This is a genomic window from Paraburkholderia sp. EB58 (genome assembly GCF_050436665.1).
Classification (GTDB): domain Bacteria; phylum Pseudomonadota; class Gammaproteobacteria; order Burkholderiales; family Burkholderiaceae; genus Paraburkholderia.
Map to the genome: position 1 here is coordinate 66070 of NZ_JBNDMQ010000017.1, position 15450 is coordinate 81519.

At 59.1% G+C, this 15450-nt stretch carries 14 protein-coding genes; 12 read left to right on the forward strand and 2 right to left on the reverse strand.

Features of this window, described 5'->3' with window-relative positions; translation table 11 throughout:
* Nucleotides 1–75: 75 nt before the first annotated feature.
* Nucleotides 76–1170, forward strand: coding sequence for a BMP family ABC transporter substrate-binding protein (locus P3T40_RS24015; protein WP_429270198.1), 1095 nt, complete (start codon nucleotides 76–78; stop codon nucleotides 1168–1170).
* A gap of 200 nt (nucleotides 1171–1370) precedes the next feature.
* Here the strand turns inward: P3T40_RS24015 and P3T40_RS24020 are convergent, their stop codons facing one another.
* Nucleotides 1371–1580: a dodecin gene (locus P3T40_RS24020; protein WP_429270199.1), complete on the reverse strand. Its 210-nt coding sequence runs from the start codon at nucleotides 1578–1580 to the stop codon at nucleotides 1371–1373.
* A 250-nt stretch (nucleotides 1581–1830) separates the two neighbouring features.
* Between P3T40_RS24020 and P3T40_RS24025 the strand changes: the two genes are divergently transcribed.
* From P3T40_RS24025 to P3T40_RS24055, 7 genes are all read left to right on the forward strand, one after another.
* Nucleotides 1831–3423, forward strand: coding sequence for an ABC-F family ATPase (locus P3T40_RS24025; protein ID WP_429270200.1), 1593 nt, complete (start codon nucleotides 1831–1833; stop codon nucleotides 3421–3423).
* Between the two features lie 454 nt (nucleotides 3424–3877).
* Nucleotides 3878–4771 (forward strand): ubiquinol oxidase subunit II, encoded by an 894-nt coding sequence (gene cyoA, locus P3T40_RS24030; protein ID WP_429270201.1) that lies wholly within the window; start codon nucleotides 3878–3880, stop codon nucleotides 4769–4771.
* Between the two features lie 3 nt (nucleotides 4772–4774).
* Complete coding sequence (gene cyoB / locus P3T40_RS24035) at nucleotides 4775–6784, forward strand: cytochrome o ubiquinol oxidase subunit I (RefSeq protein WP_429270202.1); 2010 nt, start codon at nucleotides 4775–4777, stop codon at nucleotides 6782–6784.
* Complete coding sequence (gene cyoC, locus P3T40_RS24040) at nucleotides 6784–7392, forward strand: cytochrome o ubiquinol oxidase subunit III (RefSeq protein ID WP_429270203.1); 609 nt, start codon at nucleotides 6784–6786, stop codon at nucleotides 7390–7392. The genes cyoB and cyoC overlap by 1 nt, the downstream gene beginning before the upstream one ends.
* Nucleotides 7393–7686, forward strand: coding sequence for a cytochrome o ubiquinol oxidase subunit IV (gene cyoD, locus P3T40_RS24045; RefSeq protein WP_429270204.1), 294 nt, complete (start codon nucleotides 7393–7395; stop codon nucleotides 7684–7686). It abuts the gene before it with no gap.
* Between the two features lie 239 nt (nucleotides 7687–7925).
* Nucleotides 7926–9116 carry an NAD(P)H-dependent flavin oxidoreductase gene (locus P3T40_RS24050; protein ID WP_429270205.1) on the forward strand — a complete coding sequence of 397 codons (1191 nt, stop codon included), beginning with the start codon at nucleotides 7926–7928 and terminating at the stop codon, nucleotides 9114–9116.
* A 70-nt stretch (nucleotides 9117–9186) separates the two neighbouring features.
* Nucleotides 9187–9843 (forward strand): OmpW/AlkL family protein, encoded by a 657-nt coding sequence (locus P3T40_RS24055; RefSeq protein ID WP_429270206.1) that lies wholly within the window; start codon nucleotides 9187–9189, stop codon nucleotides 9841–9843.
* Between the two features lie 85 nt (nucleotides 9844–9928).
* Here P3T40_RS24055 and P3T40_RS24060 read toward each other — a convergent pair whose 3' ends face one another.
* Nucleotides 9929–10132 carry a DUF1289 domain-containing protein gene (locus P3T40_RS24060; protein ID WP_074299488.1) on the reverse strand — a complete coding sequence of 68 codons (204 nt, stop codon included), beginning with the start codon at nucleotides 10130–10132 and terminating at the stop codon, nucleotides 9929–9931.
* 601 nt (nucleotides 10133–10733) lie between these two features.
* Between P3T40_RS24060 and P3T40_RS24065 the strand changes: the two genes are divergently transcribed.
* The 4 genes from P3T40_RS24065 (at nucleotide 10734) to P3T40_RS24080 (ending at nucleotide 14843) form a co-directional block, all read left to right on the forward strand.
* Nucleotides 10734–11834, forward strand: a complete 1101-nt coding sequence (locus P3T40_RS24065; RefSeq protein WP_429270207.1) for a polyamine ABC transporter substrate-binding protein — start codon at nucleotides 10734–10736, stop codon at nucleotides 11832–11834.
* Between the two features lie 98 nt (nucleotides 11835–11932).
* A complete protein-coding gene (locus P3T40_RS24070) occupies nucleotides 11933–13099 on the forward strand; it encodes an ABC transporter ATP-binding protein (RefSeq protein ID WP_429270208.1) in 1167 nt (388 codons plus the stop codon).
* Nucleotides 13096–14025 carry an ABC transporter permease subunit gene (locus tag P3T40_RS24075; RefSeq protein WP_429270209.1) on the forward strand — a complete coding sequence of 310 codons (930 nt, stop codon included), beginning with the start codon at nucleotides 13096–13098 and terminating at the stop codon, nucleotides 14023–14025. Before P3T40_RS24070 ends, P3T40_RS24075 begins: the two co-directional genes overlap by 4 nt.
* Nucleotides 14025–14843 (forward strand): ABC transporter permease subunit, encoded by an 819-nt coding sequence (locus P3T40_RS24080; protein ID WP_429270210.1) that lies wholly within the window; start codon nucleotides 14025–14027, stop codon nucleotides 14841–14843. Before P3T40_RS24075 ends, P3T40_RS24080 begins: the two co-directional genes overlap by 1 nt.
* Nucleotides 14844–15450 lie beyond the last annotated feature (607 nt).

The following is a 15450-nucleotide window of genomic DNA, read 5'->3' on the forward strand; positions in this document are numbered from 1 at the left end:
GTCCGCCCCGACATGCCTCCCATACATAAGCTCGCTACATGGTTTGAACGAATCAATTACACGACAGGAGAAAACATGAAGAGAAGAAATCTGCTGACCGCCACGGCGCTGGGGGCCATGTCGCTCGGCCTCGGCATAACGCTGTCGCAAACCACGCAGGCGGCCGACGTGCCCGGCGTCGCATTCGTCTACCTCGGCAACCCGGGGGACGCCGGCTGGACCTACGCGCACGATGCGGGTTCGAAGGAAGTCGAAGCGAAGTTCGGCAACAAGATCAAGATCACACGCGTGGAGAACGTGCCGGAATCGGCCGACTCGGAGCGCGTGTTCCGCGATCTGGCCAACAAGGGCAACAAGATCATCATCGGCTCGAGCTTCGGCTACCAGGATTTCGAACTGAAGGTGGCGAAGGATTTCCCGGACACGGTGTTCCTGCACGCGACCGGCTACAAGAAGGCGCCGAACTTCGGCACCTATGACGTGCGGATGTATCAGGGCGCGTATCTGGCCGGCGTCGCCGCGGGCTATGTGACCAAAACCAACACGCTCGGCTTTGTCGCTTCGGTGCCGATTCCTGAGGTGGTCCGCAACATCAACGCGTACACGCTCGGCGCGCGTTCGGTGAATCCGAAGATTCATACCAAGGTCATCTGGATCAATAGCTGGTTCGATCCGGGCAAGGAAAAGCAGGCAGCGGAAACGTTGATCGGGCAGGGCGCCGACGTGCTGTTGCAAAACACCGATTCGAGCGCCACGTTGGCGACGGCTTCGGAAAAGCATGTGCATGCGTTCGGCTGGGATTCGGACATGAAGAAGTTCGGTCCTGACGCGCACCTGGGTTCGGTGGTGGGTAACTGGGGCGTGTATTACACCGCGGTGGTCCAGCAGGTGCTGGACGGCAAGTGGAAGAACGATCCGGTGTGGTGGGGCATTCCGCAGAAGGCGGTCAGCCTGGATGACCTGAACACGTCGGCGATTCCGGCCAACGCGCTGAAGGACGTCGAGGCGAAGCGCGACCAGATCGCGGGCGGCAAGTGGGATGTGTTTACCGGTCCGATCAAGGATCAGGCGGGCGAAGTGAAGGTGCCGGCCGGCAAGACGCTGACCGATGCGGAACTGCAGCGTCTGAACTGGTATGTGGATGGCGTCGACGGCGCATTGCCGAAGTGATGGCCACGCGCGTTGACGGATGGCGGCAGGCGTGACTGCCGCTAATGCGTGCCGGTTTAGCGCAAGCCTGGTGCCGGTTAATGGCAGTTAATGGCGGTTAATGGCGGTTAGGGCCGCTCAACGCGAAAAGTCGACCAGGGCGGCGGTTCAGCGACCGCTGCTTTTAAGGGCTGCGTCCTCGCGGACGCAGCTTTTTTTCCTTATTCGATCCGCAGACCGACCTTGATGGTCACCTGCCAATGCACGACCTTGTCGTCTTCGATCTGACCCCGCGTTTCGGTCACTTCGAACCAGTGCAAATTGCGCAGGGTCTTGGATGCTTTTTCAATCGCCGTGCGGATCGCATCGTCGCTCGACTTGGCCGATGAGCCGGTCAACTCGATCTGCTTGTAAACGTGGTCTTTCGACATCTCCTCCTCCTTCTTCTTCAGGTTAGTGAGAAAAGTATAGGCAATCGCGCCCCGTGTGCACTGACGGATCAAGGTGCACATCGCGTGCCTGACGGTTCAAATGGAGGGCGCGATGATTCGGCCCTTTGTCGCGCGAGAAGCGGCTGAACGACCCTTTACAGGAAATCAAGCCGCCCACGCGCGGGCTAACATCTTGATAACCTGCTAAAATGATGGGTTGTTCGCCGCAAATTCATTCAAAGGACGCGCCGTGCTGTCTACCGCAAATATCACCATGCAATTCGGGCCTAAGCCCCTCTTCGAGAACATCTCGGTCAAATTCGGGGAAGGGAACCGGTATGGCCTGATTGGTGCGAATGGCTGCGGCAAGTCCACCTTCATGAAAATCCTCGGCGGCGATCTGGAGCCGAGCTCGGGCAACGTGATGCTCGAACCCAACGTGCGCCTCGGCAAACTGCGCCAGGACCAGTTCGCCTATGAAGACGTACGCGTGCTCGACGTCGTTATGATGGGCCACACGGAAATGTGGGCCGCCATGACCGAACGCGACGCAATCTACGCGAATCCGGACGCGACCGACGACGACTACATGCACGCCGCCGAACTCGAAGCGAAGTTCGCCGAGTACGACGGCTACACGGCCGAAGCGCGTGCAGGCGAGCTGCTGCTCGGTATCGGCATTGCCATCGAAGACCACAACGGCCCGATGAGCAACGTGGCGCCGGGCTGGAAGCTGCGCGTGCTGCTCGCGCAGGCGCTGTTCTCAAAGCCGGACGTGCTGCTGCTGGACGAGCCGACGAACAACCTGGACATCAACTCGATCCGTTGGCTGGAAGACGTGCTCAACCAGTACAACTCGACGATGATCATCATCTCGCACGATCGACACTTCCTGAACCAGGTCTGCACGCACATGGCAGACATGGACTACGGCACGCTGAAGGTCTATCCGGGCAACTACGACGACTACATGCTGGCCAGCACGCAGGCGCGCGAGCGTCAGCAGAACGCCAACGCCAAGGCGAAGGAACGCGTGGCCGATCTGCAGGACTTCGTGCGCCGCTTCTCGGCCAACAAGTCGAAGGCCCGTCAGGCCACCAGCCGTCTGAAGATGATCGACAAGATCAAGATCGAGGAATTCAAGCCTTCGTCGCGGCAGAATCCGTTCATCCGCTTCGAATACGAGAAGAAGCTGCACAATATCGCGGTGGTCGCGGACACCATCACGAAGAAGTACGACCGCACGATTTTCAGCAACTTCAGCATCAGCGTGCAGCCGGGCGAACGTATCGCCATCATCGGCCAGAACGGCGCCGGCAAGACCACGTTGCTGCGTTCGCTGCAAGGCGGCGTGAAGACGGACCACGGCACGGTCAAGTGGGCTGAAAACGCGAATATCGGTTACATGCCGCAGGACACGTACGAAGAGTTTCCGGACGACGTCACGCTGATGGACTGGATCGACGGCTACCGCAAGGAAGGCGACGACGAGCAGATGGTGCGCGGCACGCTGGGCCGTTTGCTGTTCAATGCAGACGACATCCGCAAGTCGGTGAAGGTGCTCTCCGGTGGCGAGAAGGGCCGCATGATCTGGGGCAAGCTGATGCTGGGGCGTCACAACGTGCTGCTGATGGACGAGCCGACCAACCACATGGACATGGAATCGATCGAGTCGCTGCAGATCGCGCTCGACAAGTACGAAGGCACGCTGATTTTCGTGTCGCACGATCGTGAGTTTGTCAGCGGTCTGGCGAACCGGATTATCGAAGTGCGTTCGGACGGCACGCTGTATGACTTTGGCGGCAACTACGAGGACTTCCTGTCTAGCCAGGGCGTGCAGTAAGCCGCTTAGTTCGCTTCGATCCGCTTCATGATGTAGCCGCTTTGCACCTGTCCTGGACTTAGGGTGGGTGCAAGGCGGATCCCGCGGTAACGCGATTCGATCGCGCTTCAATTCCTTCCTCGATTTTCCTGCGGCACATCCCTCTTGCGTCTGGTCAACATCTTGTTGGCAAGCGCGTCGCTGCTTTTCACATGTCCATTCCATCACCTGCCGGATGAGCTCCAGGCGGCGCGAACATGTCATTTTCCAACTGCTCACGTTATGGCCTCCCGCGTGGCCTGCGCTCGCATGCACACAAAATGACACATCGTCTGTGCTTTCCTTGGCCAGGATCAAATTTCGCCTGAACCTCCGCTCGTAAAATCCTGCGGCGTACGCATTCAACTGCGTGGGTTGCGTGTTGCGAAGATGCAGCTGATTTCGGGGGTGGCTCAATGAAAAGCAGGCAAATATGATGAACAAGGGAGTCCTTAACAACAGGGTGTGGATACCCGCCGGGGCCGCACTGGCCACGTGTCTTTCAGGATGCAGCACGCTCGACGTACTCGACCCGAAAGGTAGCATCGGCATCGCCGAGAAGTCGCTGATCGGCACAGCGACGTTCACGATGCTGATCGTCGTCGTGCCGGTCATCCTGATGACGCTCTGGTTTGCCTGGCGCTATCGTGCCAGCAACCGTCAGGCGACTTACGCGCCGAAATGGGCACACTCCACGGCGATCGAAGTGGTCATCTGGACGGTGCCGTCCATCATCATCCTGTGTCTCGGGGTGCTGACATGGAAGACCACGCACGAACTCGATCCGTACAAGCCCATCGAGTCGGCCGTCAAGCCCATCAACGTTGAAGTAGTGGCGCTCGACTGGAAATGGCTCTTCATTTACCCGGATCTCGGCATTGCATCGGTCAATCAACTGGCTTTCCCGGTGGGTACGCCAGTTAATTTCCTGATTACGTCTGACTCGGTCATGAACTCGTTTTTCATTCCGCAGCTGGGTAGCCAGATCTACGCCATGGCGGGCATGCAAACGCAGTTGCACCTGGTTGCGGACGAAGCAGGCGACTACGCCGGCGTCTCGGCCAATTTCAGCGGCAAGGGCTTTTCCGACATGAAGTTCCGCGCGCTGGCCACCAACCCCGAGCAGTTCAACGCGTGGGTGGAAAAGGTCAAGGCATCCTCCGGCCGGCTCGACATGAACGAATACAACACGGTGGCGCAGCCGAGCGAGAAGGAGCCGGTGCGCTATTTCTCATCGGTCGATCCGAAGCTGTTCCACAACATCATTGCGAAGTACAACAACGGCAATGTTCTCGATTTACAGAACGCCAATTGCAGTACGAAGGGGTAACACATGTTCGGAAAACTGACACTTTCGGCGATTCCGTTCGATCAGCCCATCATCATGGGTGCGGGCGCCCTGATGGTGATCCTCGTCCTCGCTGCACTGGGCGCGCTGACCTGGTTCGGCAAATGGAAATGGCTGTGGAGCGAGTGGCTTACCAGCGTCGATCACAAGAAGATCGGCGTGATGTACATCGTGGTTGCAGTACTGATGCTGCTGCGCGGTTTTGCCGACGCGGTCATGATGCGTCTGCAACTGGCACTCGCCTATGATTCGCCGGGCTATCTGCCACCGCATCACTACGACCAGATCTTTACGGCGCACGGCGTCATCATGATTTTCTTCATGGCGATGGCGCTAATGGTGGGTCTGTTCAACCTGATCGTGCCGCTGCAGATCGGCGCACGTGACGTGGCGTTCCCGTTCCTGAATTCGCTCTCTTTCTGGATGACCGCAATCAGCGCGATTCTGATCAACCTGTCGCTCGTCATCGGTGAGTTTGCGCAGGTCGGCTGGCTCGCGTATCCGCCGCTGTCGGAGTTGCAATTCAGTCCAGGCGTTGGGGTCGACTATTACATCTGGAGTTTGCAGTTGTCGGGCGTCGGCACGCTGATCACGGCCATCAACTTCTTTGTCACCATTATCCGGATGCGTGCGCCGGGCATGTCGCTGATGAAGATGCCGGTGTTCACATGGTCCGCGCTGTGTTCGAACGTGCTGATCATGGCGACATTCCCGATCCTGACGGTGACGCTCGCGTTGCTCGGTCTCGACCGTTACCTCGGCATGCACTTCTTTACGAATGATGGCGGCGGCAACGCGATGATGTACCTGAACCTGATCTGGGCCTGGGGCCACCCCGAGGTCTACATTCTGGTTCTGCCTGCGTTCGGCATTTACTCTGAAGTGATCGCGACGTTCGCGAAGAAGCCGTTGTTCGGCTACAGGACGATGGTGTACGCAACATGTGTGATTACGGTGCTGGCGTTCCTCGTCTGGCTGCATCACTTCTTCACGATGGGTTCCGGCGCGGACGTCAATGCGTTCTTCGGCATTATGACCATGGTCATTGCCATCCCGACCGGCGTGAAGATTTTCAACTGGCTGTTCACGATCTATCGTGGACGCCTCGAATTCACCGCCCCGGTGCTCTGGACGATCGGCTTCATGATCACGTTCACGATCGGTGGCATGACCGGCGTGATGATGGCGATTCCCGGCGCGGACTTCGTGCTGCATAACAGCCTGTTTCTGATCGCCCACTTCCATAACGCGATCATCGGCGGCGTGGTGTTCGGATATCTGGCGGGCGTTCACTACTGGTTCCCGAAGGTCTTCGGCATCAAGCTGAACGAGAGACTCGGCAAGGCCGCATTCTGGCTCTGGTTCGTCGGCTTCTATGTGTCGTTCATGCCGCTCTATGTGCTCGGCTTCATGGGCATGACGCGACGCCTGAATCACTATGACAACCCTGCGTGGCATCCGTGGCTGATCTTCGCTGCATGTGGCGTGGTATTTATCGCGCTCGGCGTGGTCTGCCAGGTTCTGCAGGTGGTCGTCAGCGTGCGCAATCGCAAGCTGCCCGAGTACCGCGACCTGACGGGCGATCCGTGGGACGGCCGCACGCTCGAATGGGCCACGTCGTCGCCGCCGCCGGTCTATAACTTCGCGACCATCCCGGCGGTCCATGAACTCGATGCGTTCACGCATATGAAGGAAACGGGGCAGGGCCTTGGCAAGGACGTGGTGTACCGCGACATTCATATGCCGTCGAATACCAGCGCAGGTTTCTTCATCGGCATCTTTAGCCTGATGCTCGGTTTTGCCGGGGTCTGGCACATCACGTGGCTCGCGGTCCTGGCGCTCATCGCCATCATGGCGACGGTGATCGGTCGCAGCTTCGGTGACAACGACGGCTACTACATTTCTGCCGATACGGTGCGCCGGACCGAAGAGAAAAACGGCAAGGCAAGTAAAGAGAAGCTGGGCGACGTGTTTGCCGCTGCGGAGGTCAACTGATGTTACAGAACACTCATGTCGCCGCACTGGGCGAACTGGAAAGCGAGCACGCGCCATCTCACTCGGTATTCGGGTTCTGGCTTTATCTGATGACCGACTGCGTGCTGTTTGCGTCACTATTTGCGGCGTTTGCCGTGATGGCGCACCAGTTCGCGGGCGGGCCGTCCGGTAAGGATCTGTTCGATATTCCGGGTGTCGCGCTGGAAACCGCCGTCCTGCTGCTGAGCAGTATCACCTACGGCTTTGCAATGCTCGGCGCGCACAAGCGCAAGTCGGGCGTCGTGCTCGGCTGGCTGGCAATTACATTCGTGCTGGGTCTGGCGTTTCTCTGGTTCGAAATGCAGGAGTTTTCGCACCTCATCGCCGAGGGCGCCGGGCCGAGTCGCAGCGCCTTCCTCTCGGCGTTCTTCACGCTGGTCGGCACACACGGCTTGCACGTCACGGTGGGGCTCATCTGGATGGTCGTGCTGGCTATGCAGATCGTCCTCAAGCCCGAAATGTCCGAGCGCGAGATTACACGCCTCGCGTGCCTAAGTCTCTTCTGGCACTTTCTGGATATCGTGTGGATCTGCGTATTTACGTTTGTCTATCTTGGGAGCGTGCTCTAAATGGCTCATACGCAATCGCTGCATGAAGAAGAGGCACACGGCAGCGCGCTCGGCTATATCGTCGGGTTTGTCCTTGCCGTTCTGCTGACGGCCGCATCGTTTGGACTGGTGATGGGCGGTATGCTCCCCCCACAATCAGCCATGGTTGTGCTGGCCGTGCTGGCGCTCGTGCAGATCGTCGTTCATCTGGTGTTCTTTCTGCATCTGAACACCTCGTCCGGTCAACGCTGGAACGTGATGGCGCTGTGCTACACGGCGGTGGCCGCGGTCATTCTGATCGGCGGCACGGTGTGAGTGATGCATAACGTCAGCATGAACATGATGTCGCGGTAAGTCTGTTGCTCGTTGGGTTACGGTGCTCACGCCACAACACGTGTCGCGTTCACCGGCCCCGCTGATTCTGCGTTGCCCATGACGCCGGACAAAGGAGCGTGTGCCCGAACAGGCACACGCTCCTTTTGTTTGATGTGCCGCAATGCGTGCGCCACCCGATTGACGAGTATTGACGTTTTATTTCGTCGACCCGGGGCCTCATGTTCTCATCTCATTCCTTTGCACCGCTGGTCATCCGCGGCCACACGCTGCTGCCGATCGTTCAAGGCGGCATGGGCGTTGGCGTTTCGGCGCACCGGCTGGCTGGCAGCGTCGCGCGTGAGGGCGCACTTGGCACGATCGCCAGCATTGACCTGCGCCATCATCACGCCGATCTGGTCGATCTGTGCCGGGCGAATCCGGATCGTGCGACGCTCGAAAGCGCCAATCTCACCGCGCTGGCACGCGAGATTCACGCGGCCCGCGCCTTGAGCGAAGGGCGCGGCATGCTGGCCGTCAACGTGATGAAAGCGGTCAATGCACACGCGGACTATGTGCGGGTCGCCTGCGAGAACGGTGCTGATGCCATCGTGATGGGCGCGGGGCTGCCGCTCGACCTGCCTGACATGACCCAGGGCCACGATATCGCCTTGATTCCGATTCTCTCCGACAGTCGCGGCATCGCACTCGTACTGAAGAAGTGGATGAAGAAGGGGCGCTTGCCCGACGCGATCGTCATCGAACATCCGGCCCACGCCGGCGGTCACCTCGGCGTGACGAACCTCGCAGATATGAACGATGGCCGCTTCGGCTTTGCACGCGTTCTCGAGGAACTGGAGCCGATTTTTGCGTCGCTCGGCCTGAGTCGCAAGGACGTGCCGCTGATCGTCGCCGGGGGTATCAACAGCCACGACGCCGTGCGGTCCTGGCTCACAGCGGGCGCCAACGGCGTGCAGATCGGGACGCCTTTCGCCGTCACGGAGGAGGGCGACGCGCATCCGAACTTCAAACGTGTGCTGGCCGAAGCGACAGCCGACGACATCGTTGAATTCGTCAGCGTGACCGGACTACCGGCGCGAGCCGTCAGGACGCCATGGCTCACGCGATATCTGCGTAACGAAACCCGCATTCGCGACAAGATTGGGACGCTGAAGAACGCGTGCCCCACCGCGCTGGAATGTCTGAGCGTGTGCGGTTTGCGCGACGGCATCGAAAAGTTTGGGCACTTCTGCATCGACACGCGGCTCGCCGCGGCGCTACGTGGCGATGTCGCCAACGGCCTGTTCTTCCGCGGCCGTGAGGCGTTGCCGTTCGGCAGTGCGATTCGCAGCGTGCACGACCTGATCGAGCTGTTGCTGACCGGAGTGGCGCGACCTCCTGTCGCAGGCCGATGGGCGTTTTCGCTAGGTTGACGCGGGTCAACCCGACGATTGAGCAGAGCTTCCACAATCCCCGGGAACCTTTCAACGACCGGGGAATAACATGAAGAACAAGACAAAAAGCGGCCTCAAGGCCGCAGTGATCGCATCGTGCCTGCTGGGTATGGGTCTTACGATGTCGCAGGCGCGCGCGGCGGGCGATGACGAAATGAGCGGTATCCACGCGGGCGACGTCCTGGTGCGTTTGCGGGCCATCAGCATCACTCCGAACGTGTCCACGAGCAACACCCTGTCGGCGCTGAATGTAGGCGTCAACAATGCAATCGTGCCGGAACTCGATCTGACCTACATGATTCGCGACTACCTCGGCGTCGAGCTGATTCTCGGGACGTCGCGCCACCAGGTGACGTCGAGCCTCGGCAACCTGGGCGGCGTGAACGTGTTGCCGCCCACGCTATTGCTGCAGTATCACTTCAACCACCAGGGCCGCATCCGGCCGTACCTCGGCGCGGGCGTGAACTACACGTATTTCTACAACAACGGTCTGAATGTCGGCGGTCAGCCGATTTCCATCACCAACCACAGCTTCGGACCGGCCGTGCAGGGTGGCATCGACGTCCAGGTGACAAAGTCGGTGTTCGTCAACGCGGACATCAAGAAGATCTGGATGAGAACGGACGCGTCGCTTGGCGGGGCAGCGCTGGGCCGGCTGGATATCGATCCGGTCGTGGTGGGGCTCGGCGTCGGGATGCGCTTCTGAGTCGAAGAACAGAACGCCGGGTCTCCCGGCGTTTTTTATTCAACCGCTGATTCGGGCAACGCCCGCCAGGCGGACAGTCTGGTCGTCAAAGCTTGTCGTTCTTGAAACGCATTGCCGTCCCTTCCTGTTCGATGCGTACCCACACCGCGCGCTTTTCCTCATCGGTCAGGAAGACCCAGTTCGACACCTCGGTTGCCGTGCGTCCGCAACCCTTACAGACCTCATCGAAGAGCGTGGAGCAGACGCCAATGCACGGGCTGTCCGGAAGAGCGTGGAGATTCGAAGCCATTCAAAACCTTGGGACGGGACGCAGGAAAGTGCCGCTATGTTAACCGATACGGCGAATTCGCCTCGGGCGCCGCCGCCGGGTGTCATTGTAAAGATTGCTTACATAGTGACTTCGATACCTGTCGCTACCTATCGATTCCGTCAAACCAGCAACGAACGGATGTCGCTCCGACGCCGAACATCGTGCCGCAACGGCCCGTTGCTGAAGCGAATCCGCTCGAATCCCGCAGCGTGGGTATGAAAGCCATTCGAAGGCTGTCGCGCCATGTCCAATGCTGTCGCGTTCCCGAGCGTATGCGCGACGACCCGATAAAGCCGCAGCGAAATCCGCCAAGACGATTCGAGGTAAGCACCCCGTGTTTTTTTCCGGGTGGACATGTGGCAATAACCCGCTAAAATTGCGCGCAATTTTGTATCCGCGCGTCAAGCTGGCGTGCTCGCGCAAGCCATTCGCGCTGTACCCTTTGCGCGACAGCCTGGCTTTTTTTTTGAAGCGCGCAATAATTAGTGGTAGTTTTCGGGTTTTTCAGGGGAGCCGCAGGCGGTGCGCTGCGGCGCGTGGAGTAGACGGTCGGCCGTGGCCGACAGGATGGGAGAACGGGATGAAAAAACTGGTAGTGCGCCAACTGGCGACGCTCATGCTGTGCGCCACGCCGTGGCTGACGGCGGCCGCAAAAGATACGCAGTTGAATGTGTATAACTGGTCCGACTACATTGCCAAGGACACCATCCCGAACTTCACCAAGCAGACCGGCGTTCAGGTCAAATACGACAACTACGACAGCGACGATACGTTGCAGGCCAAATTGCTGACTGGCAATTCGGGCTATGACATCGTCGTGCCGACCAGCAATTACGCCGGCAAGCAGATTGCAGCGGGCATTTTCGCCCCGCTCGACAAATCGAAGCTGCCCAATCAGAAATACCTCGATCCGTCGCTGATGGCGCTCGTCGCCGGCGCCGATCCGGGCAACAAGTACGCCGATCCATGGGCCTACGGCACGACGGGGCTTGGTTACAACGTGACCAAGGTCCAGCAGATCCTCGGCAAGGACGTCCCGCTTAACAACTGGGACATTCTGTTCAAGCCCGAATACATTTCGAAGCTGAAGGCGTGCGGCGTCTCGGTGCTCGACGCGCCAGACCAGATGTTTGCGGCTGCGCTGCATTACATCGGCAAGGATCCGATGAGCACGAACCCGGCCGACTACCGCGCCGCGCTCGAGATGATGAAGAAGATCCGCCCGTACATCACGCAGTTCAACTCGTCGGGTTACATCAACGATCTGGTCGGCGGCGACATCTGTTTCGCGTACGGCTGGTCGGGCGACGTGGTGATCGCGAAGCATCGCGCGGTCGAAGCGAAGAAGGCGTACAAGATCGAGTATTACATTCCGAAGGGCGGTGCACCGGTCTGGTTCGACGTGATGGCGATTCCGAAGGACGCGAAGAACAAGGAAGCCGCCCTCGAGTGGATCAACTACATCGAGACGCCGCAGGTCCACGCCGCGATCACGAACGAGGTCTACTACCCGAGCGCGAACCTCGAAGCGCGCAAGTATGTCGACAAGGACGTGGCAGACGATCCGGCTGTCTATCCGCCGCCTGACGTCATCAAGACGCTTTTCCTGCTGAAACCGCTGCCGCCGGAAATCCAGCGTCTGCAGACCCGGCTGTGGACTGAGTTCAAGTCGGGCCGCTGAAGTTCGCGGCCGAATGATCCGCAGCTAAGCCTCATCATGAAGCCCCCGGTGTTCACCGGGGGCTTTGTTCGTCAAACGCGGGAGTGAAGTAGCAAATCATGAGTAGTGACCAGTCGGGTGCGCTGGCAGGGGCCGGCACGCCGCCCCCGGGCAGCTATGCCGTTGCGAACGATGCAACGGAAAACTTCGTGCAGATTGTCGATGTCGTCAAGAAGTTCGGCGAGACGTTCGCGGTCAAGCAGGTGAACCTGTCGGTGAAGAAGGGCGAACTGTTCGCTCTGCTCGGCAGTTCGGGCTGCGGCAAGTCGACGCTTTTGCGGATGCTGGCGGGCCTCGAGAGCGTGACTTCGGGCAAGATTCTGATCGACGGCGAGGACCTCGCGCAGATGCCGCCGTATCGCCGGCCGGTCAACATGATGTTCCAGTCATATGCGCTGTTTCCGCATATGACGGTCGAAGGGAACGTCGCTTTCGGGCTCAAGCAGGAAGGCGTGCCGAAGGCGGAGCTGAAGGAGCGCGTGCAGTCGGTGCTGGACCTCGTGCAGATGGGACGCTTTGCCAAACGCAAGCCGCATCAGCTCTCGGGTGGCCAGCAGCAGCGCGTGGCCCTTGCGCGCAGCCTGATCAAGCGGCCCAAGCTGCTGCTGCTCGATGAACCGATGTCCGCGCTCGATAAGCAGATTCGTCAACGCACGCAGATCGAGCTGGTCAACATTCTGGACAAGGTCGGCGTCACCTGCATCATGGTGACTCACGATCAGGAAGAGGCGATGACGATGGCCGGGCGCCTCGCGGTGATGAGCGAAGGCGAGATCATCCAGCTCGGCACGCCGCATGAAGTGTACGAGTACCCGAACAGCCGTTTTTCGGCCGAGTTCATCGGTTCGACCAACCTGTTCGATGGCAACGTGGTCGAGGACGAACCGGATCACATCTTCGTTGAGACGTCCGATCTGCCGGTTCGCCTGTACGTGAACAATGGCATTACCGGACCGCTCGGCATGCCGTTGACGATCTCCGTGCGACCCGAGCGCATCGCGCTCACGCGTAAGCCGCCAGAGGGCGCGTACAACTGGGGCAAGGGCGTCGTCACGAATATCGCGTACATGGGCGGCTATTCGCTTTACCACGTGAAGCTCGACGGCGGCAAGACGGTGGTGGCGAACGTCACGAGTCTGGCGCTCTCCGAGATCGACCCGCCGACCTGGGGCGACGAAGTGTATGTGCGCTGGAGTGCTTCTGCGGGAGTGGTGCTGACGTCATGAAAAGCGCGCTGAGTTCTTTCGCGTCGTGGCCCGTGCGGCGCTTCGGCCTGACGGGCCGCACTGCCGTGGTGGCCGGACCTTTCATCTGGCTGCTGCTGTTTTTCCTGGTTCCGTTCCTGCTGGTCGTGAAGATCAGCTTTGCCGACCTGCAGCTCGGCATTCCGCCGTACACGGAGCTGACCAGCTTCCAGGACGGCATGGTTCATATTGCGCTCGACCTGTCGCACTACGCGTTTCTGCTGACCGACAGCCTGTACTTCGCGACGTATGTGAACTCGGTGGTGGTGGCGGCGGTGTCGACGCTGCTGTGCCTGCTGCTTGGCTACCCGATGGCGTATTACATTGCGCGCTCGAATCCGGCCACCCGCAACATTCTGATGATGGCGGTGATGTTGCCGTTCTGGACGTCGTTCCTGATTCGCGTGTACGCATGGATCGGTATCCTGAAGAATAACGGCTTGCTGAATAACTTTCTGATGTCGATTGGCCTGATTCATACGCCGATCGAGCTGTATCACACGAATACCGCGGTTTATATCGGCATGGTGTATTCGTACCTGCCGTTTCTCGTGATGCCGCTGTATGCGCATCTTGTGAAGATGGACATCACCTTGCTGGAAGCGGCCTACGACCTCGGCGCGAAGCCGTGGAAGGCGTTCTGGCAGATTACGTTGCCGCTGTCGAAGAACGGCGTTATCGCGGGATGTCTGCTGGTGTTCATTCCGGCGGTGGGGGAGTACGTGATTCCGGAACTGCTGGGCGGGGCGAACACGTTGATGATTGGCCGCGTGATGTGGAATGAGTTCTTCGACAACGCCGACTGGCCGATGGCTTCCGCGGTGACGTGCGCAATGGTGTTGCTGCTGCTGGTGCCGATGGCGTTCTTCCAGTACGCGCAGGCGAAGGCGTTGGAGGAGCGACGCTGATGAAGCCGAATCGCATTTTGCAGATCATTGCGCTTGGTATTGGGTTTCTGTTTTTGTATATCCCGATTGTCAGCCTGGTGGTGTATTCGTTCAACGAGTCGCAACTGGTGACAGTGTGGACGCATTTCTCGACACGCTGGTACGCCGCGCTGCTGAACGATGACGAGCTGATCGCCGCGGCGTGGTTATCGTTGCGGATTGGTTTGATGACGGCGTTTGCGTCGGTGTTTATCGGCACATGGGCTGGATTTGTGCTGGCGCGGATGGGGCGGTTTCGCGGGTTTACCTTGTACACGGGGATGATTAATGCGCCGTTGGTGATTCCGGAGGTGATTCAGGGGATTTCGCTGCTGCTGCTGTTTATCGAAATGGCGAAATGGCTTGGGTGGCCAGCTGGACGTGGAGTGTTCACGATCTGGATCGGGCATGTGATGCTGTGTATTTCTTATGTGGCGATTATTGTGCAGTCTCGTGTGCGGGAGTTGCATCCTTCGCTGGAAGAGGCAGCTCTTGATCTTGGGGCTACGCCGTTGCGGGTGTTCTTCTTTATTACGTTGCCGTTGATTTCGCAGGCTCTTGTTGCTGGGTGGCTTTTGTCGTTTACTTTGTCTATCGACGATCTCGTTCTGTCTGCGTTTTTGTCTGGGCCCGGGTCTACTACTTTGCCGCTTGTTGTGTTTTCTCGTGTTCGCTTAGGGTTGAATCCTGAGATGAATGCCTTAGCTACGCTGTTTATTGCTGTTGTTACCGTTGGTGTTATCGTTGGGAATCATTTTATGCAGCGCAGTGAGAGGAAGAGGATGGCCATGGCCGTTTGAGGTTTTTGACGTTTTTGCCTGCGCGGCGCTTTGGTTGTTTTCTTAGGGCGTTGGCCTTTCCTTGCATTGTTATCGGTCTATTAGGTTCGCCCCTGTGCGGGGCGGCACCTACTTTCTTTGCCGCCGCAAAGAAAGTAGGCAAAGAAAGCGGGCTGCAACCGCCAGCCTGTAGTGAGCCATCTCGGTCTTCGACCGGGAACGGCCCAAGACGAGACGTGCTCTCGCGCCGCCCCCGTTCGTGACAAAGCACTCATCCGTTCCAGCGTCGCGCTGCGCGCCCCGCCGTCGGGTATATTGCCTTCTGCAAAGTCTATAGGAAGTCTAAGTGTTGGCCCATCCCCCCCCCCCGTCTTCCCCGGCAGACCCATCCGCGACGCACGGAGTGCGGAGTGGGGTGGATGGGCGCTTTGTCACTTACGGTGGGAATGCGAGGGCGGGTCTTGTCTTCGGACCACTAACGGTTACGTGCAGAGGCGGACACCTACGGGCTGGCGGTGTGAGCCCGCTTTCTTTGCCTACTTTCTTTGCGGCGGCAAAGAAAGTAGGTGCCGCCCCGCACAGGGGCGAAGCTAATAGACCGATAACAAATCAAGGAAAGGCCAACGCC

Bases quoted from the DNA above. Each gene is read 5' to 3' on its own strand.
- P3T40_RS24015 (WP_429270198.1), top strand. From the start codon at position 76: ATGAAGAGAAGAAATCTGCTGACCGCCACGGCGCTGGGGGCCATGTCG.
- P3T40_RS24020 (WP_429270199.1), bottom strand. From the start codon at position 1,580: ATGTCGAAAGACCACGTTTACAAGCAGATCGAGTTGACCGGCTCATCG.
- cyoA (WP_429270201.1), top strand. From the start codon at position 3,878: ATGAACAAGGGAGTCCTTAACAACAGGGTGTGGATACCCGCCGGGGCC.
- cyoB (WP_429270202.1), top strand. From the start codon at position 4,775: ATGTTCGGAAAACTGACACTTTCGGCGATTCCGTTCGATCAGCCCATC.
- cyoC (WP_429270203.1), top strand. From the start codon at position 6,784: ATGTTACAGAACACTCATGTCGCCGCACTGGGCGAACTGGAAAGCGAG.
- cyoD (WP_429270204.1), top strand. From the start codon at position 7,393: ATGGCTCATACGCAATCGCTGCATGAAGAAGAGGCACACGGCAGCGCG.
- P3T40_RS24050 (WP_429270205.1), top strand. From the start codon at position 7,926: ATGTTCTCATCTCATTCCTTTGCACCGCTGGTCATCCGCGGCCACACG.
- P3T40_RS24055 (WP_429270206.1), top strand. From the start codon at position 9,187: ATGAAGAACAAGACAAAAAGCGGCCTCAAGGCCGCAGTGATCGCATCG.
- P3T40_RS24060 (WP_074299488.1), bottom strand. From the start codon at position 10,132: ATGGCTTCGAATCTCCACGCTCTTCCGGACAGCCCGTGCATTGGCGTC.
- P3T40_RS24065 (WP_429270207.1), top strand. From the start codon at position 10,734: ATGAAAAAACTGGTAGTGCGCCAACTGGCGACGCTCATGCTGTGCGCC.
- P3T40_RS24070 (WP_429270208.1), top strand. From the start codon at position 11,933: ATGAGTAGTGACCAGTCGGGTGCGCTGGCAGGGGCCGGCACGCCGCCC.
- P3T40_RS24075 (WP_429270209.1), top strand. From the start codon at position 13,096: ATGAAAAGCGCGCTGAGTTCTTTCGCGTCGTGGCCCGTGCGGCGCTTC.
- P3T40_RS24080 (WP_429270210.1), top strand. From the start codon at position 14,025: ATGAAGCCGAATCGCATTTTGCAGATCATTGCGCTTGGTATTGGGTTT.